Genomic DNA, 16,611 nt, shown 5'->3' on the forward strand with positions numbered 1-16,611 from the left:
CCGCGCTTGGGAGGAAGAAAAGCCGGTCCGACTGATTAGAATGATGCGCTTGCTGGGTTAACGAGAAACTAACGGCAACCGCACCCGCTAACCCTGGCGTTTACCAAGGCGAACTCGGGGCGCTGCCAGCGGGCGCCTTTGCCGCCGAAACCGTCGCCTCGACATGATCGACCAGAGCGTCCGGCAGGCCGAGGCGGCCGGCGAGCAGGTCGAGATAACCGCGCTCGGCGCGTGTGTCGGGGTCGATGGTAAGCCGCGAGGCGGTGTAGAGCTCGAGCCTCTGCGCATCGGTCTTGGCGCCGGCGACCAGCGTGTCGAGATCGAGTGGGCTTTCGAGCTCGGCAAGCAGGAATTTTTCCGCTTCAGCGCCGATGCCAGCAAGCTTGAGCTTGTCGGCGATCTTCTTGCGCTCTTCGTCGTCGACATGGCCGTCGGCCTTCGCCGCCGAGATCATCGCCCTGACCAGCGTCAGCGTGAACTCGCCCTCGCCTTGCGGCGCCTGCGATGGATGGAAGGCGGTGTCGGCCGGCGGCGGCAGCAACTCCGGCTCGCCTGATGAAGGCGCCTGCTCCGGCGCTTTGCCTGCCTTGTAGTTCTGGTAGGCCTTGTAGGCGAGGCCGCCGATGGCCGCCAGACCGCCAAGCTTGATGGCAGCGCCCGTGACTTGCCGCCCGGTCCCGGTGCCGAGCAGCACCGCGGCAAGCGCGCCGGCGGCAAGCGGATTGTCCTTCGCCATCTGCACCGCTTGCCCCGCCTTGTCGCGGACAGTCGAGCCGGTCCCAGGGACTTGCGAGCCGAGAAGGTCGTCGAGCAGCTTCTTGGGGTCGAGCATCAATGCCTCCAGAATTGGCCCGGCCGAATGCGCCCGGGCAGGGTTTCGGACCGGCAAGACGTAGGCTCCGCGCTTTGGCATTACAATGACGGGGCGACTTTTCGGTCGCGGAGCCCGCCGCTCTAACTGCCGATATGGCGCTTGCCGCCGCGCGCTTGCGCAAGTTCGACCTGGCGGTGGCGTTCGGCATAGCGCTCGCGATCCGCATCGGACCGCGCCTCGAAGCAATGCGGGCATGAAACGCCGGTCACGTATTTCGGCGACAGCCGGTCCTCGACCGTCAGCGGGTGACGGCAGGCGCGGCAGAGTTCGGCTTCGCCCTCGGCCAGACCATGCGAGACGGACACCCGCTCGTCGAACACGAAACATTCGCCTTGCCAGAGGCTCTCTTCGGCCGGCACGTCTTCCAGATATTTCAGGATGCCGCCCTTGAGATGGAAGACATTTTTGAGGCCGAGCGACTTCACATAGGCCGTCGCCTTCTCGCAGCGAATGCCGCCGGTGCAGAACATCGCCACCTTGCGGCCTTCGAGCTCCTTACGGTGCTCTTCCACCCAGGCCGGGAACTCGCGGAAGCTGCCGGTCCTCGGATCGACCGCGCCCTTGAAGGTGCCGACCGAGACCTCGTAGGCGTTGCGGGTGTCGATGACGACGGTGTCGGTGTCCGAGATCAGCGCGTTCCAGTCGGCCGGCGCGACATAGGTGCCGGCGCTGGTTGCCGGATGGATATCCTCGACGCCCATGGTGACGATCTCGCGCTTCAGCCGCACCTTCATGCGGTGGAACGGCATTTCGGCGGCGCTGCTGTATTTGACTTCCAGACCGGCCAGGGCTTGGATGGCCTGCAGATGGTCCACAAGCGCGGCAATCGCTTCCTCGCTGCCGGCGACGGTGCCGTTGATGCCTTCATGCGCCAGAAGCAGCGTGCCCTTGATGCCGCGCCCGCAACAGAAGGCGGCGAGCGGCGCGCGCAAGGCTTCGTATCCGTCGAGGCGCGCGAATTTATAGAGCGCGGCGACGCGGAACGGATTTTGTGTTGTCGTTGTCATGGCCATGCCACTAGACCGTGCTGAAAGCCGTTTCAAGGCAACCGATATGCAGCTGGCCACGCGGCATCACGACACGCCGCCCTTCGTGGACTTGGCATATCCCTTCTGCTAATCGGTTTAAACGATTGAGATGGAGACCAGCAAATGACCAGCAAGACCGAAAAGCTCCTGTCGCTTCTCAACGGTCAACCGGTCATCCCGGTGCTGAAGATCGTCAATGTCGCGGACGCGGTGCCGCTCGCCCGTGCCTTGTCTCGCGGTGGCTTGAGGGCGATCGAGATCACCTTGCGCACCGCCGACGCGCTTGAAGCGATCCGCCGCGTGGCCGCCGAGGTCGAGGAAGCCTTGGTCGGTGCCGGCACCATTCTAGATGCGAAGCAGTTCGACGAAGCAGCCCGCGCCGGCTCGAAATTCATCGTCAGCCCGGGCATCACCAGAGAGCTTCTTGACGCGGCCAAGGACAGCCCCGTGCCGCTTTTGCCCGGCGCCATCACGCCCGGCGAGATCATGGCCGCGCGCGAAGCCGGCCTGCGCTTCCTGAAATTCTTCCCGGCCGAGCAGTCCGGCGGCATCGCTTCGCTGAAGGCTTTCGCCTCGCCGCTGGCGGACGTGAAATTCTGCCCGACCGGCGGCATCACGGCCAGGAACGCGGCCGACTATCTGAACCTGCCCAACGTCATCTGTGTCGGCGGCTCCTGGGTGGCGCCCGACGATCTCATCAAGGCCGGCAAGTGGGATGAGATCGAAGCGCTGGCGCGTGAGGCGAGCAAGCTCAAGACGTAATCAGCGCTTTCACCAGGGCAGCGCGCCGTTCTCATCGAAGTAACCGCCCGTCGGTCCGCCCGGCGCCAGCGTCGCCAGCCGCACGATGATCTCGGCCGCCTGTTGCACCGTGCGCCCGCCTCTGTGCGCGTTGAGGTCCGTCGCGGTGTAGCCAGGGGCGGCGGCATTGACCATGATGCCGCGCGGCGCGAGTTCCCGGGCGAAGGCCAGTGTTACGGCGTTGAGCGCCGTCTTCGAACTGCCATAACCCATGGCATTGGGCGACTGGCCATTGCCGGACGCGCGCGCCAGCGATCCGAGATAGCTGCTCACCATGACGATCCGCGCAGCAGACGAGGCCATGAGCAGCGGCAGGAACGCCTGCGTGACCCGCACCGGACCGAAGACATTGACGTCATAGGTGGCTTTCATATCCGCGATATTCTCGCGGCTCGGCGGCCGCTCATAGCGGCCATCCGGGCCGAGCGCCTCGACATAGCCGGACGCAATGCCGGCATTGTTGACCAGAACGTCCAGGCCGGGCGCCCGCGCCGCGACGGCTTCGGCTGCCGCCACCACGCTCTCGTCGCTAGCGACATCGAGCTCGAGCCACTCGACGTCCAGCCCTTCGCCACGCAGTGTTTGCGCAGCGGTCTCGCCACGCCCGGCGTCGCGAGCACCGAGCCACACCTTGAATCCCATGGCGGCCAGCCGACGGACGGTCTCGAGGCCGATACCCTTGTTGGCGCCGGTCACCAGCGCATTCTTCGTCGTCATATCCATATCTCCTGTTCGGTGGCCTAGAGATGACGGGAGCCGGGCCGCTTTGCGCGCCAAAAGCTCTCATGCTCTTGCCTAATCCTCTCAGGTGCGCGTCTTCGCGTCACCAACTGCGCACCTCCGCATCACCCAGCTGCGCGTCTTCGCGACCAGGTGCGCGTCACGGCCTCGCTTAGTTGCTTGGCGGCAGGGGATCGGCAATGCTGCAACGATGAACGAGCGCTTCAGGAATTGATCGCGATCGCCGGCCGGCATGCGCGCGGACGGCGGACGAAGACGGCTATCCCGCGCGTTACGATCGGCCGCAGCGAGGTTCCGACGCCGCCGCTGCCCGAGCTTTGCCAGCCGACCACCCTGTTCGTTTTGCAGGGAACCAAGACGGTGCTGATCGGCGACCGCACGCTTGTCTACAGCGCCGGCAGCTATTTCGTCTATGCGGTTGAAACACCCGCCACCAGCCAACTGGTCGAAGCGAGCGTCGCGCAGCCTTACATGGCCGTTGCCTTCTCGATCGATACCGAGCTGATCGCCGGCCTGCTCATCGACCACAAGCCGGCGATCGATGGCGATAGCTTCGTGACCAATCAAGTCGATGACTTGCTGCTCGATGCGTGGCGCCGGATGCTGCGGCTGCTCGACAAGCCGGCCGAGATTCCTGTTCTCGCGCCCATGCTCGAACGGGAGATCGCGTTCAGGCTTTTGCAAGGCCCGCAAGGCGAAAAGCTGCGCCAGCTCGCGCGCGCCGACGGGCGCCTGTCGCAGATCCGCCGCGCCACGGCCTGGATCCGCGCGCACTACAACGAGCCGATCGATGTGACGCAGCTGGCCGAGCTGTCGCATATGAGCAACGCCGCATTTCATCGGCACTTCAAGTCGGCGACGGCAATGAGCCCTATCCAGTATCAAAAGCAGCTCCGCCTGCTGGAAGCGCGCCATCTGCTGATTGCGCAACCGGGCAACGCCGGGCAGGTTGCTTTCGCTGTCGGTTACGAAAGCGCTTCCCAGTTCAGCCGCGAATATGCGCGCCAGTTCGGATTGCCGCCCGCGCGCGACGCCGCGCGGCTCCTGGTCAAGGGCGAAGCGGCTACGCTGGAAGTTTAGCCTGGCGTGAACATGCGCGCACGGAACGCCGATTGAGCTATTGCCATGTCTGGTTCCCGCTCATGGATTCGAACCACGATTCACGCCTTCAAAGGGCGCTGTCCTACCATTAGACGAAGCGGGAAAGTGCAGGCGAGCCAAATGCCATAAAACAAAAGCCGCGCTGGCGGGCCAACGCGGCTTTTCGGCGGCCACGCTGGCTCGCCTATTTCGTTTGGAAGCGTGCGACCGAGAGGAACTTTACCGCATTGCCGGTGAAGCGGCTTGCGTCCGGCACCTGGCCATCCATCTGGAAGCCGGCCGTGTACACTTCGCTCGGCGGCGTGTGCACGATGTTGTAGGCATAGCGCGGCGCCGTCGTCGGGTCGGAAACAGAGGCAATGTTGACGCCGCTGCCCAGCGCCCAGCGGGCGGCCTGCGGAGGCGGCGCCACCACCATGGCCTTGGGCCCTGGCTTCAGGTCCTGGGCGGACGCCCTGCCTTCCTTGGCTGTCGTCTTCACACCGCCGCCGATCGCCTGTGCTGGATCGGTCCCGGCCGGCAGGGCGGCGATGGCTTTGCGCGGCGAGGCCGCATCGACGCCTGACGGATCGTTGAAGGCGGAGCGCGGCTCCGGTTCGGTCAGCGACGCGAGCTGATATTCGGCGCCGGCGCCATCGGCCGCGACGGTCGCATTGGCCTGTTCGAGAACCGCTTTGACCTCATCCTGCTTACCAGGCTGCGGCCGCGCGGTCGGCAGCACGGAGAATGCGTCGGTCGCGCTCTTGTCCTGCGAAGCCGTTTCGGCCAGCGCCAGAAGCACGCTCTTGTCCTTCGGCGCCGGTTCGGCCGGCGTCGAACGGTCAGGCCGCGAGGTCGGCAGCGGGATATTGTTGACCGCCACCTGCGCCGGATCGGTGCTCGCGGCTTCGGCGGCGCTGGCTGCGCCGAACGGCACCTTGTCCGGCACGGGCGCCTGTGCCGTCGAAACCGCCTGCTCCGTCGTCGCCGAGGCATCCGCCATGGCGAACGGCACGTTCTGCGGCGTCTGCTGGCCGACATCGACCTTCGGACGCGGCGCGAAATCGGGCAGCGGGATTTCCTTGGGCGGCAGAGCGGCGATGATCGTCTCCGGCGTATCCTGCTGCGGCTGCGAATCGTCGGCGCTATCATCCGCGATCTGCGGGATGCTGGCGCGCTTGGCATCCTTCGGCGCGACGATCGCGATACCCGGAAGATTGCTGGTGCGGGCCGTGGCGGCGCTCGCGACCTGAACCTGCTTCACAGCTTTCTGCTGCGGCGCGGGGGCGCTTTCATCGGCCTCGTCGTCGGCCTCGTCGGCGCCGCCGCCACGGAACCAGGCAAACAGGCCGCCGGACCGCTTGGTCGAGCCACCGGCGCTGGCCAGTTCGATATTGGGCGTGCCGGCGCCCTTACGCGCTTGATAAGCGGCCAGCGCCTGCTCATAGCCAGGCAGCGGCTTGCCGTCGCTCGGCACATGCAGCGTCTTGCCGTTGGGGAACAGGCTGACCAGCTCCTGACGGCTGATGCCCGGCCAGTGGCGCACATTGCCGACATCCATATGGACGAAGGGGGAACCGGAGCTCGGATAGTAGCCGACGCCGCCGCCCTGCATCTTGAGGCCGATGTTGCGCAGCTTCTTCAGCGGCACGCCGGGGATGTAGAAGTCCATCGCCTTGCCCAGCATGTGCTGGCTCTTCTCGGCGACGCCCCGGCTGCGCGAGCGCAGCATGGCGTTGGTCGACGGCGAACGATAGCCGCAAACGACCTGGATATAGTCGGTCGCGCCGCTTTCGCGATAGGCTTCCCAGACTAGGTCGAGCAGCCGCGGATCCATCTTGGTCGGCTCGTTGCGGCGCCAGTCGCGCAGGATGATGTTGATCTTGCGCAGGCCTTCCGGATCGTAGCGGCCATTGCGCTTGTAGACGATCTCGGCCTTCTCATGCGTGTGCAGGTGATAGAGCTTGAGCGTACGAACTTCAGCCCGGGCGCCAGACATCGCCGCGGACAGGAACCCGACGGCCAAAATCACGAACGTCAGCCACCTCGGCCAGACGCTCATGTAAAAATGCCGCCCGTCTTTGTGTCGTTCGATTTTGTTCAAATCAAATGGCTTTCAGGCTGCCGTTTGTCCCCGGATTTGACCAAACGGATGCGTGGTTTTCACATCCGAATATCGATCCTAATGGTTAATCATCGTTTATTGAAGCCGAAATGCGGTAACACCGTGGCGATATCCCGTCAAAAATGATGCACGGTATTTCGTGGTAAACCGCTGGTTTAGATCAAGAATCCGGCTCCGGCCAGAACACGATCTGTTACCGTTAGCGTTAATACGTGATCCTCGGCAACGCCAACCGCTGGGAAACCCTGCGTTTTCACTTCGAAGCGACAATTTGACTCGGATTTTAGGCAGGCAAGCTGGTTCGAGGCTTGCTCCTCATGAGGCAAGCCGGTCGACGCGACCAGCTTCGGGATCAATGCCATATTCCTTCAACTTGCGGTAGAGCGTCGAGCGGCCGATGCCCAACCGCCTGGCGACTTCGCTCATCTGGCCGTTGTAATGGTCGATCGCGAGCCTGATCATCTCGAGTTCGACGTCGGCCAGCGCCCGCACATTGCCGCGCTCATCGAGCGCACGGAGCGTTCCGAAACGCGGCTGCGGCCTGGCTGGCGCCTCGCCGTCGGACAAGGAAGGCCCCGTCGTGTCGGCAACCTCGTCCTCATTCAGGGGCGCATCCGCAACCGTGTCGGCGACGGCGGATGCCGATTCCGTTCCGAGATTGACCGTTCCCTCCACCTGCGCCCGGATCTGCGGGAACTCCTCCTCGGTCAGCACATCGCCCTCGGCAAGCACCGATGCGCGGAAGACCGCATTTTCCAGCTGGCGGATGTTGCCCGGCCAGTCATAGGCCTGCAGCATCGCAAGCGCCGCGGCCGATATGCCGGCAAGGCGGCGGCGCGGATCGGTTGGGGCGACCTTTTCCATGAAATGCCGGACAAGGTAGGGAATGTCGTCGCGGCGGTCGCGCAGCGGCGGCACGAAGATAGGGTAGACGTTCAGCCGGTAGAACAGGTCCTCGCGGAACTTGCCGTCCTTGACCTGCTGCAGAAGATTGCGGTGCGTGGCCGAGATCAGCCTTATATCGACCTTGATGGTCGATCGGCCGCCCACCGGATCGACCTCGCCCTCCTGCACGGCGCGCAGCAGCTTGACCTGGACGTCGAGTGGCAGATCGCCGATCTCGTCGAGAAACAGCGTGCCCGAATTCGCCTCGACGAACTTGCCGGTGTGCTTATCGGTGGCACCGGTGAAGGAACCCTTCTCATGGCCGAACAGGATTGATTCGACGAGATTGTCCGGGATGGCGCCGCAATTGACGGTGACGAAGGGCTTCGAGCGGCGATCGCCACTGCCCTGGATGGCGCGCGCCACCAGTTCCTTGCCGACGCCGGACTCGCCCTCGATCAGGATCGGGATGTTGGAGGCCGCAGCCTTCTGCCCGAGGCGGATCACCCGGTCCATTGCCGGGCTGCGCGTGATCATATCCTTGAAGGTGAGATGGCCGCCGCCGCGCCGCCGCGATGCGCGCTTCACCTCGTCCTCGACGGCTTCCACCTTGAGCGCGTTGGAGATGGCGGTCTGCAGCCTGTCGGGCGACGCCGGTTTGACGACGAAGTCGAAGGCGCCGTGCCGCATCGCCGAGACGACCGTCTCGATCCCGCCCTGGGCCGTCTGGACGATGACGGGAATGTTGACGGCGCGCTCACGCATCGCCTTCAGCACGCCGATGCCGTCGAGGCCGGGCATCACAAGGTCGAGAATGACGACGGAGACCTCGCGCGCGTTTGGCCCGTCGAGCACGTCGAGGCCGGCCTCGCCACCATCCGTGACGATCGCGCTGTGGCCGAACTTGGTCAACGCGGCTTCGACCAGCCTGCGTTGCACCGGATCGTCATCGACTATGAGTATGGAACCTGTCATGACTGTTTGAGTTGTCCGCCTGAGAAAATCCCCATGGATCATCTTGGCACAGGGTTCTAAATAAGGTTTCAAAAAACCCGGTGAACGAATTCCTTAGGATTTGACCGGCTTTTCCTTTCCCTTTGATTCTGACCCCTTGGTTCTAAGAAGGTATCGTTGATGCGCATGATGTTTGGTCGGCGGCTTGCGGCGCCAACGTCCGGCCAGGGTGCTGCGGGGCTTGGTGACCTGCCGGAATGGAATCTCGCCGATCTCTACTCAGGCATGGAAGCGCCCGAGTTGAAGCGCGACATCGCCAAGGCGGCCAGCGACGCCGTCGCCTTCGAAACCCGCTGGAAAGGCACCCTTGCTGCAGAAGCCGGACGCGGCGCCGCCGGCCGGCTCGGCGAGGCGCTCAAAACCTATGAGGCGCTCGAGGAACTGATCGGCCGCATCGTCTCCTATGCCGGGCTCATTTATGCCGGCAACACCGCCGATCCGCAGCGCGCCAAGCTCTATGGCGACGTCCAGGAAAAGATGACCGACGCCAGCGCCCATCTCCTGTTCTTCGCGCTCGAGCTCAACCTGATCGACGATGCGGCGATCGAGAGCGCTTTAGCCGCCGACAAGGCCTTCGGCCACTACCGGCCCTGGGTGCTCGACCTCAGGAAGGACAAGCCCTACCAGCTCGAGGACCGTGTCGAGCAATTGTTCCACGAAAAGTCGGTCACCGGTCGCGGCGCCTGGAACCGCCTGTTCGACGAGACGATGACCGACCTGCGCTTCGATGTCGACGGCGAGGAGCTGACGCTTGAGCCGGCGCTCAACCGGTTGCAGGATGCCAATGGCGAGGTGCGCCGCCGCGCCTCCGAGGCGCTCGCCGCCACGTTCCGCAAGAATCTGCGCACCTTCACCCTCATCACCAACACTTTAGCCAAGGACAAGGAAATCTCCGACCGCTGGCGCGGCTTCCAGGACATTGCCGACTCGCGCCATCTCGCCAACCGGGTCGAACGCGAAGTGGTCGACGCGCTGGCCGCGGCCGTGCGCGAGGCCTATCCGCGGCTGTCGCACCGCTATTACGCGATGAAGGCGCGCTGGCTCGGCATGGAGGTGATGAACCACTGGGACCGCAACGCGCCGCTGCCGGAGACGCCGCAGGCGGTGATCAACTGGGACGACGCCAGGGACACGGTGCTCTCCGCCTACCAGCGCTTCTCGCCGGACATGGCCGAAATCGCCCGCGGCTTTTTCGATCGCAGATGGATCGACGCACCGGTCAGGCCGGGCAAGTCGCCTGGCGCCTTCGCCCACCCGACGGTGCCGTCGGTGCATCCTTACGTGCTGCTCAACTACATGGGCAAGCCGCGCGATGTGATGACACTGGCGCATGAGCTCGGCCATGGCGTGCACCAGGTGCTGGCCGCCGGCCAGGGCGCGCTGATGGCCTCGACGCCGCTGACGCTGGCCGAGACCGCCTCCGTCTTCGGCGAGATGCTGACCTTCCGTTCGCTGCTTGAGCAGACCGGCGACAAACGCGAGCGCAAGGCCATGCTCGCGCAGAAGGTTGAAGACATGATCAACACCGTCGTGCGCCAGATCGCCTTCTACGAGTTCGAGCGCAAGGTGCATGCCGAGCGCAAGAACGGCGAGCTGACCTCGGACAGGCTGGGCGAATTCTGGCTGGAGGTGCAGGCCGAGAGCCTGGGGCCGGCAATCAAGCTGCGCGAGGGCTACGAGGTCTTCTGGACCTATATCCCGCACTTCATTCACTCACCTTTCTACGTCTACGCCTATGCCTTCGGCGATTGCCTGGTGAACTCGCTCTACGCCGTCTATCAGAACGCCGAGCGCGGATTTCAGGAGAAGTATTTCGAGATGCTGCGCGCCGGCGGCACGAAGCATCACTCCGAGCTTCTGGCGCCCTTCGGCCTCGACGCCACCGATCCCGCTTTCTGGCAGATCGGCCTTGGCGTAATCGGTTCGCTGATCGACGAGTTGGAAGCGCTCGAAAAGTGAACTGCAACGAAGGATGCGTCGGCAGCTATAGTTTAGCCAAGACGCATATTAGCAAGACTCTATTCTAGTTTTAAATAGCTGTTCTTGAATAACTCTCCGGCGCATTTTTCAACTGGCTTTCGACAAGCCATATGATAGCGTCCGGCCTCAAGCTCAGCCGCATCGCGCAGGGCCAGAGATGGCCGGTCGCGGCGCCACGGCGAATGCGATGATGGCCGTCGGCCCCGGACAAGGCCGAACGCCGATGGCTCGATTGAAGCCGGCGGTTCCGCCAACCACGGAACCTTTGACGATCCTTGGCGTGCGCTCGCCTTTCTCGGGCCTCGGCCGACAGATCGGACTGGAGAGGGAAATGAGCACTTTCTTCTACATGCTCCTGGCGTTCGTTGTGGGTATTCTGGCTGGCTGGTTCATCTGGGGCCGCCTGCGCGGAGAGTTCGACAGTCTGCGCGGCGATCTCGACCGCACACGAGGCGAGCGCGACAGGCTGCGCGCCGACAGCGATCGGTTGAAGGGCGAGCTAGACGCCTGCGGCCGTGCCCGCGCCGATCTCGAAAGCCGGCTGCGCGATGCGCCTGCCGCCAAGGCCGGGACCGACAAGGCCGCCGCGCCGGCGCCGGCGGCACTGATGTCGACGCCCGCCGCATCGACATCGGCAAAGGCCGCTCCGGCGAAGTCGGCCGCCGCAAAGAAGCCGGCGGCAACGAAGGCCGCGGCGGCGCCGAAGCCGACTGCCAAGGCCGCTCCGTCCAAGAAAGCGGCAGCCCCCGCGGCAAAGAATGCTGCCGCGCCGACGACAGGCAAGGCCGACAATCTGCGCCGCCTCATCGGCATCGGGTCGGTCAACGAGAAGCTGCTCAAGGGACTGGGCGTCACCACCTATGCCCAGATCGCCGCCTGGACCGACGCCGACGTCAAACGCGTCGAGGAGGTGCTCAATTTCGACGGCCGCATCGCGCGCGAAAAATGGATCGAGCAGGCGAAATTGCTGGCCGCCGGCGACGAGGCCGAATTCGCCCGCCAGTTCCCGAGCGCGGGAACCGCGAGCAACAGCTGAACAATCCGCCTGTTGGCGTAAGGGCGGCGCCCCCATGGGCGCCGTCTTTGTTTTGGGCCAGCCGCCTTTGCGCCGCCCGACGCCGTTCCCTCGATTGCGCCTCGCCGAACCCCCATATAGAGCGGTCGACTGAATTGTCCGTATCCAAGGCTTATGTCCCTGCCCGCAGCCATCTTCCGCAATGACGCGACCGCTCGTCAGCTGGTCTTCGACAGGCCGCGCGGGATCATCGTCGCGCACGACGCGGAAGAGTTCACGCCCGCGCTTGAAAGGGCGCAGGCCGCCTCCGATTCCGGCAAATGGCTGGCGGGCTATTTCTCCTACGAAGCCGGCTACCTGCTCGAGCCGAAACTGGTGCCGCTGCTGCCCGAAGGCCGCCGCGCGCCGTTGATCTGTCTCGGTGTCTTCGATGCGCCCGACGAGCAGGAGGTCCCGCAGTCACGGGGGTCAGCCAGCAACGGCCCGATCTTCGATGCCCGCGCAGCCTGGTCGGCCGAGGACTATGCCGGCCGCTTCGCGCGCCTTCACAACCACATCCGCAAAGGCGATTGCTACCAGGGCAATCTGACCTTCTCGGTCCGTGCACAGTGGTCCGGCGATCCGCTTGCGGCCTTCGACGCGCTGACGGAACGCCAGCCGGTGAAATATGGCGCGCTGGTCTCGCTCGGCGATCCGATCGTCCTGTCGCGCTCGCCCGAATTGTTCTTCGAGATCGATGCCGACGGCATGATCGAGACGCATCCGATGAAGGGCACCGCGCCGCGCGGCGCGACCAAGGCCGAAGACACCCGGCTGAAGGCCTTCCTGCGCAACGACGAGAAGAACCAGGCCGAGAACCGGATGATCGTCGACCTTCTGCGCAACGACATCTCGCTGATCAGCGAAGTCGGCACGCTCGACGTGCCGGAGCTGTTCCGCATCGAGACCTATCCGACGGTGCACCAGATGGTGAGCCGCGTGCGGGCAAGGCTTTTACGGGACATCGGCATCCGCCAGGTCTTCGCCGCGCTCTTCCCTTGCGGCTCGATCACGGGTGCGCCGAAAATCCGTGCCATGGAAATCCTGCATGAGCTGGAAGACGCACCGCGAGATGTCTATTGCGGTGCCATTGGCTGGATCGCGCCGGACGGCAGGATGCGTTTTTCGGTAGCGATCCGCACCATCTCGCTCTTTGCCGACGGCGAGGCCGTCTACAATGTCGGCGGCGGCGTCGTTTTCGATTCCACCGCCGACGAGGAGTATCGGGAGTGTCTGTTGAAAGCGCGCTTCGCGACGGGAACGGTGCCGGCTTCGAGCTGATCGAGACCATGCGCTGGGAACCTGGCTCGGGCTTCCTGCGCTTCGAGCGCCACCTCGCGAGGCTTTATGCGTCCGCCGCCGAACTCGGCTTCGCCTGCGATCCGGCGCGGATCGGCCAGGCGCTTTCCAGCGCCGTCGGCGGACACCGAGTTGCCATGCGCGTGCGCCTTGCCTTGCAGCGCAATGGCGAAGCGGCAGCCGCCGCTCAAGCCTATGAACCGCTGCCCGCCGGCAAGGTCTGGCGGCTGCAGCTGGCGCGCATCCGTCTCGATTCCGCCAACACGCTGCTGCGCCACAAGACAAGCCTGCGCCAAGTCTACACGCAGGCGCGCAGCGAATATCTCGCCACCCGCGCCGACGAAGTGCTTTTGGCCAACGAGCGCGGCGAGCTCTGCGAGGGCACGATTACCAATCTCTTCGCCGATTTCGGCGACGACCCGCTCGCCACGCCCCGCCTCGACTGCGGCCTTTTGCCTGGAATATTGCGCGGCGAGCTTCTGGACGAAGGCCGCGCCGTGGAAGCGATCTACAGCTTCGACGATCTGAAGGCGGCGAAGGCGATCTTCGTCGGCAACTCGCTGCGCGGGCTGATCCCGGCGCGGCTTGGCTGATCGCCCTGGAGACATAAACTGGATAACACCCAAACAGGCATGACCCTCCGCCAGCCGACACATACGCCTTATGACGGGTCCTCGAAACTCTTCACCATCGGGCTGAAGCCGCTCGACTTCGACCGCTGGATCGAGGTCGATGAATTCCTGCTGCCGCATCTGGCCGAAAAGCAACGGCTCTATGCGGAAATCCCGGAAAAGGTGTTCGTCGAGGAGGACGGCACAAGCGAGGCTCAGCGCGAAGTGCTGGACCTGCTCGTCGCGCATCTCGAAGCCGCTCACCTTGGCACGCACCGCCGCAGCGGAGCGGATGTCGAGCCGATCGGTTTCGAGGGGACGATCGACAGGCTGCCTCCTGCCCTGCGCGACGCGCCGCTGGCAAAGGCCTCGCTGCTCGTTCAGGAAGACCTGATCCTGATGCGTCGCGACGAGCGCGGCTGGCGGCTCGCCGCTGGGTCGCTCTGCTTTCCTTCGTCCTGGTCGCTGCAGGAGAAATTCGGCAAGCCGCTGCAGGAGATCCACGAACCGGTGCCTGGATTCGGCCCCGGCACGCGGCCGGCCGAGCTCATCAACCGCATGTTCGACGGCCTGCAGGGCCAGGCGGTCGAGCGCTTCAACTGGTCGATCCAGGCCAACGATGCGCTCTATCATCCGCTTTCCAATGTCGAGCGTATCGACCGCGCCACGAACCGCCCGAGCCGTTTCCCCGACGGCGACGTCAAAGCCCATGCCTTCATTCGCGTCGAACGCCAGACGCTGCGCAAGCTTCCCGTCTCGCGCGACATCCTCTTCACCATCCGCATCCATCTCGATCCGCTCAAGCTGCTCATCCGCCATCCCGACCGGGCAGTGCTGGCGGCCTCCTTCGCGGAGCAGCTCCTGGCCCTCGACCAGCAGCAACTCGACTACAAGGGCCTGACCGCCGACCGCGACCGGCTGGTCGAGTTCCTCAGCGGCATGGCCTGAACGCCTTAACCAAGGTTCCAGGCTGGCCTGGCCGGCGATTGGTGCTTTTCGCTGGTTTATGACAATGATCTGTGGTTGTAGCGCTTGGCCGTCGGGCAAAGGGCCCCGGCTTTGCGCGTGTTTGAAGGAGTGTGCGAAAAAATGGCGAATGAGAACTGGCCCGTTTACGGTGAAATCACCGGTCCCGTCGTGATGATCGGCTTCGGCTCGATCGGGCGGGGAACGCTGCCGCTGATCGAGCGCCATTTCAAGTTCGACAAGTCGCGCATGACGGTCATCGACCCGCGCGACACCGACCGCAAGCTGCTCGACGAGCGCGGCATCACCTTCATGCAGGACGCGGTAACCGAGAAGAATTACAAGAAGCTGCTCACGCCGCTTTTGACCAATGGCGGCGGCCAGGGCTTTTGCGTCAACCTGTCGGTCGACACCGGCTCGGTGGACCTGATGAAATTGTGCCGCAAGCTCGGCGTGCTTTACATCGACACCGTCGTCGAGCCGTGGCTCGGCTTCTATTTCAACGCCGAGGCCGACAATGCCAGCCGCACCAACTACGCGCTGCGCGAGGCGATGATCAAGGAAAAGCAAGACAACCCCGGCGGCCCGACGGCGGTCTCCACCTGCGGCGCCAATCCCGGCATGGTCTCGTGGTTCGTCAAGAAGGCGCTGGTCAACCTCGCCACCGATCTCGGTCTCGAGTTTTCCGAGCCCCCGCAGGAGGATCGCGAGGCCTGGGCCAGGCTGATGAAGAAGGCCGGCGTCAAGGGCATCCATATCGCCGAGCGCGACACCCAGCGCACGAAGAAGCCGAAGCCGATGAACTTGTTCTGGAACACCTGGTCGGTCGAAGGCTTCATCTCGGAGGGCCTGCAGCCGGCCGAGCTCGGCTGGGGCACGCATGAGAACTGGATGCCGAAGAACGGCAAGAAGCACAAGCACGGCTCCAAGGCGGCGATCTATCTGGAACAGCCCGGCGCCAACACGCGTGTGCGCAGCTGGTGCCCGACGCCCGGCCCGCAATACGGCCTGCTGGTGACGCATAACGAGTCGATCTCGATCGCCGACTTCTTCACCGTGCGGTCGAAGAAGGGCAAGGTCCAGTATCGCCCGACCTGCCACTACGCCTACCATCCCTGCAACGACGCCATGCTGTCGCTGGATGAGATGTTCGGCGCCGCCGGCAAGCCGCAGCCGATCCATCACGTGCTCGACGAGAACGAACTGGTCGACGGCGTCGACGAGCTCGGCGTGCTGCTCTACGGCCACGACAAGAACGCCTACTGGTATGGCTCGCAGCTGTCGCTGGCCGAGGCGCGCAAGCTTGCCCCCTACCAGAACGCCACCGGCCTGCAGGTGACCTCGGCTGTGCTCGCCGGCATGGTCTGGGCGCTGGAGAACCCGACCGCCGGCATCGTCGAGGCCGACGAGATGGACTACCGGCGCTGCCTCGAAGTGCAATTTCCCTATCTCGGGCCGGTCAGGGGCTACTACACCGATTGGACGCCGCTGGATAACCGGCCGGGCCTCTTCCCCGAGGACCTGGACAAGGACGACCCGTGGCAGTTCCGCAACATTCTGGTCCGATAGCAGCCAGCCTGACAGCCCTCACCGCCTTGCAATCGCCCGGAAATCGGGCGATTGAGTATCGGCGGACTGAGGAGAGGATTTTCAGAATGACCATTGCGCGCAAACTGCTGTCGGCAGGCGCCGCGGCAAGCCTTCTGGCTGCGGCCGCCTGCACCACCACCGGACCTTCGCAACCACCGGCCGCCGCACCCAAAGGCGTCGAGGGCAACTGGATCGACGCCAAGGGCACAGGCTTGTCGACCTTCACGGCCGGCAAGTTCACCACCGTCGCCACCGACACCGGTCAGAAACTCTCGGAAGGCAGCTACACCCTGACCGGACCGACCTCGGTCGAGATCCACGGCACCTCGCTGATCCGCCAGACGCCGGTCAGCTTCAACTGCCTGATGATCTCCATCACCCAGCTCAACTGCACCAGCGCCAGCGGCCAGAATTTCGTGCTGACGCGCCGGGCCTGAGGGCTAGCGAATGTCTCGCTGACAGGGACGGTGGCGTGAGCCGCCGTCTTTTTTGTGCCGGCAAACATCTCCCTGATTTGTGCTTGCATCGCTCAGGACCCGATGTGAACATGGCCCAAGGCTGAC

14 protein-coding genes and 1 tRNA gene are annotated in these 16,611 nt (G+C 64.4%); 9 read left to right on the forward strand and 6 right to left on the reverse strand.

Annotated elements, in window-relative coordinates; genetic code table 11:
• Window positions 1–100 precede the first annotated feature (100 nt).
• Entirely contained in the window at window positions 101–832 is a 732-nt protein-coding gene (locus O7A05_RS11620; protein WP_337093226.1) for a tellurite resistance TerB family protein, read from the reverse strand.
• A gap of 122 nt (window positions 833–954) precedes the next feature.
• Window positions 955–1,881 carry an oxygen-dependent tRNA uridine(34) hydroxylase TrhO gene (gene trhO, locus O7A05_RS11625; protein WP_337093227.1) on the reverse strand — a complete coding sequence of 309 codons (927 nt, stop codon included), beginning with the start codon at window positions 1,879–1,881 and terminating at the stop codon, window positions 955–957.
• Window positions 1,882–2,025: 144 nt separating this feature from the next.
• On the opposite strand from trhO, the gene O7A05_RS11630 reads away from it, so the two are divergent.
• Window positions 2,026–2,664 (forward strand): 2-dehydro-3-deoxy-phosphogluconate aldolase, encoded by a 639-nt coding sequence (locus O7A05_RS11630; protein WP_337093228.1) that lies wholly within the window; start codon window positions 2,026–2,028, stop codon window positions 2,662–2,664.
• A gap of 9 nt (window positions 2,665–2,673) precedes the next feature.
• Here the strand turns inward: O7A05_RS11630 and O7A05_RS11635 are convergent, their stop codons facing one another.
• Window positions 2,674–3,420 (reverse strand): SDR family oxidoreductase, encoded by a 747-nt coding sequence (locus O7A05_RS11635; RefSeq protein ID WP_337093229.1) that lies wholly within the window; start codon window positions 3,418–3,420, stop codon window positions 2,674–2,676.
• A gap of 234 nt (window positions 3,421–3,654) precedes the next feature.
• On the opposite strand from O7A05_RS11635, the gene O7A05_RS11640 reads away from it, so the two are divergent.
• Complete coding sequence (locus O7A05_RS11640) at window positions 3,655–4,524, forward strand: AraC family transcriptional regulator (RefSeq protein ID WP_337093230.1); 870 nt, start codon at window positions 3,655–3,657, stop codon at window positions 4,522–4,524.
• A gap of 50 nt (window positions 4,525–4,574) precedes the next feature.
• Here O7A05_RS11640 and O7A05_RS11645 read toward each other — a convergent pair.
• The 3 genes from O7A05_RS11645 to O7A05_RS11655 all read right to left on the reverse strand — a co-directional run bounded on the left by O7A05_RS11645 (window position 4,575) and on the right by O7A05_RS11655 (window position 8,509).
• Window positions 4,575–4,648 (reverse strand) — tRNA-Gln (locus tag O7A05_RS11645).
• Window positions 4,649–4,729: 81 nt separating this feature from the next.
• Window positions 4,730–6,586 carry a peptidoglycan L,D-endopeptidase MepK gene (locus tag O7A05_RS11650; protein WP_337093232.1) on the reverse strand — a complete coding sequence of 619 codons (1,857 nt, stop codon included), beginning with the start codon at window positions 6,584–6,586 and terminating at the stop codon, window positions 4,730–4,732.
• 378 nt (window positions 6,587–6,964) lie between these two features.
• Window positions 6,965–8,509 carry a sigma-54-dependent transcriptional regulator gene (locus O7A05_RS11655; RefSeq protein WP_337093234.1) on the reverse strand — a complete coding sequence of 515 codons (1,545 nt, stop codon included), beginning with the start codon at window positions 8,507–8,509 and terminating at the stop codon, window positions 6,965–6,967.
• 159 nt (window positions 8,510–8,668) lie between these two features.
• On the opposite strand from O7A05_RS11655, the gene O7A05_RS11660 reads away from it, so the two are divergent.
• From O7A05_RS11660 to O7A05_RS11690, 7 genes are all read left to right on the forward strand, one after another.
• Complete coding sequence (locus O7A05_RS11660; RefSeq protein ID WP_337093236.1) at window positions 8,669–10,507, forward strand: M3 family oligoendopeptidase; 1,839 nt, start codon at window positions 8,669–8,671, stop codon at window positions 10,505–10,507.
• A 352-nt stretch (window positions 10,508–10,859) separates the two neighbouring features.
• The gene (locus O7A05_RS11665) at window positions 10,860–11,564 is read left to right on the forward strand and encodes a proton-conducting membrane transporter (protein WP_337093238.1); all 705 of its coding nucleotides are present in this window, start codon (window positions 10,860–10,862) and stop codon (window positions 11,562–11,564) included.
• Window positions 11,565–11,717: 153 nt separating this feature from the next.
• The gene (locus tag O7A05_RS11670) at window positions 11,718–12,863 is read left to right on the forward strand and encodes an aminodeoxychorismate synthase component I (protein WP_337093240.1); all 1,146 of its coding nucleotides are present in this window, start codon (window positions 11,718–11,720) and stop codon (window positions 12,861–12,863) included.
• Window positions 12,812–13,474 carry an aminotransferase class IV family protein gene (locus tag O7A05_RS11675; RefSeq protein ID WP_337093241.1) on the forward strand — a complete coding sequence of 221 codons (663 nt, stop codon included), beginning with the start codon at window positions 12,812–12,814 and terminating at the stop codon, window positions 13,472–13,474. Before O7A05_RS11670 ends, O7A05_RS11675 begins: the two co-directional genes overlap by 52 nt.
• 39 nt (window positions 13,475–13,513) lie before the next feature.
• Window positions 13,514–14,440 (forward strand): heme-dependent oxidative N-demethylase family protein, encoded by a 927-nt coding sequence (locus O7A05_RS11680; protein WP_337093243.1) that lies wholly within the window; start codon window positions 13,514–13,516, stop codon window positions 14,438–14,440.
• Window positions 14,441–14,581: 141 nt separating this feature from the next.
• Window positions 14,582–16,027 (forward strand): homospermidine synthase, encoded by a 1,446-nt coding sequence (locus O7A05_RS11685; protein ID WP_337093244.1) that lies wholly within the window; start codon window positions 14,582–14,584, stop codon window positions 16,025–16,027.
• Window positions 16,028–16,113: 86 nt separating this feature from the next.
• Complete coding sequence (locus O7A05_RS11690; protein ID WP_337093245.1) at window positions 16,114–16,485, forward strand: hypothetical protein; 372 nt, start codon at window positions 16,114–16,116, stop codon at window positions 16,483–16,485.
• Window positions 16,486–16,611 lie beyond the last annotated feature (126 nt).

The organism is Mesorhizobium argentiipisi (SeqCode), assembly GCF_037179585.1.
GTDB lineage: Bacteria > Pseudomonadota > Alphaproteobacteria > Rhizobiales > Rhizobiaceae > Mesorhizobium > Mesorhizobium argentiipisi.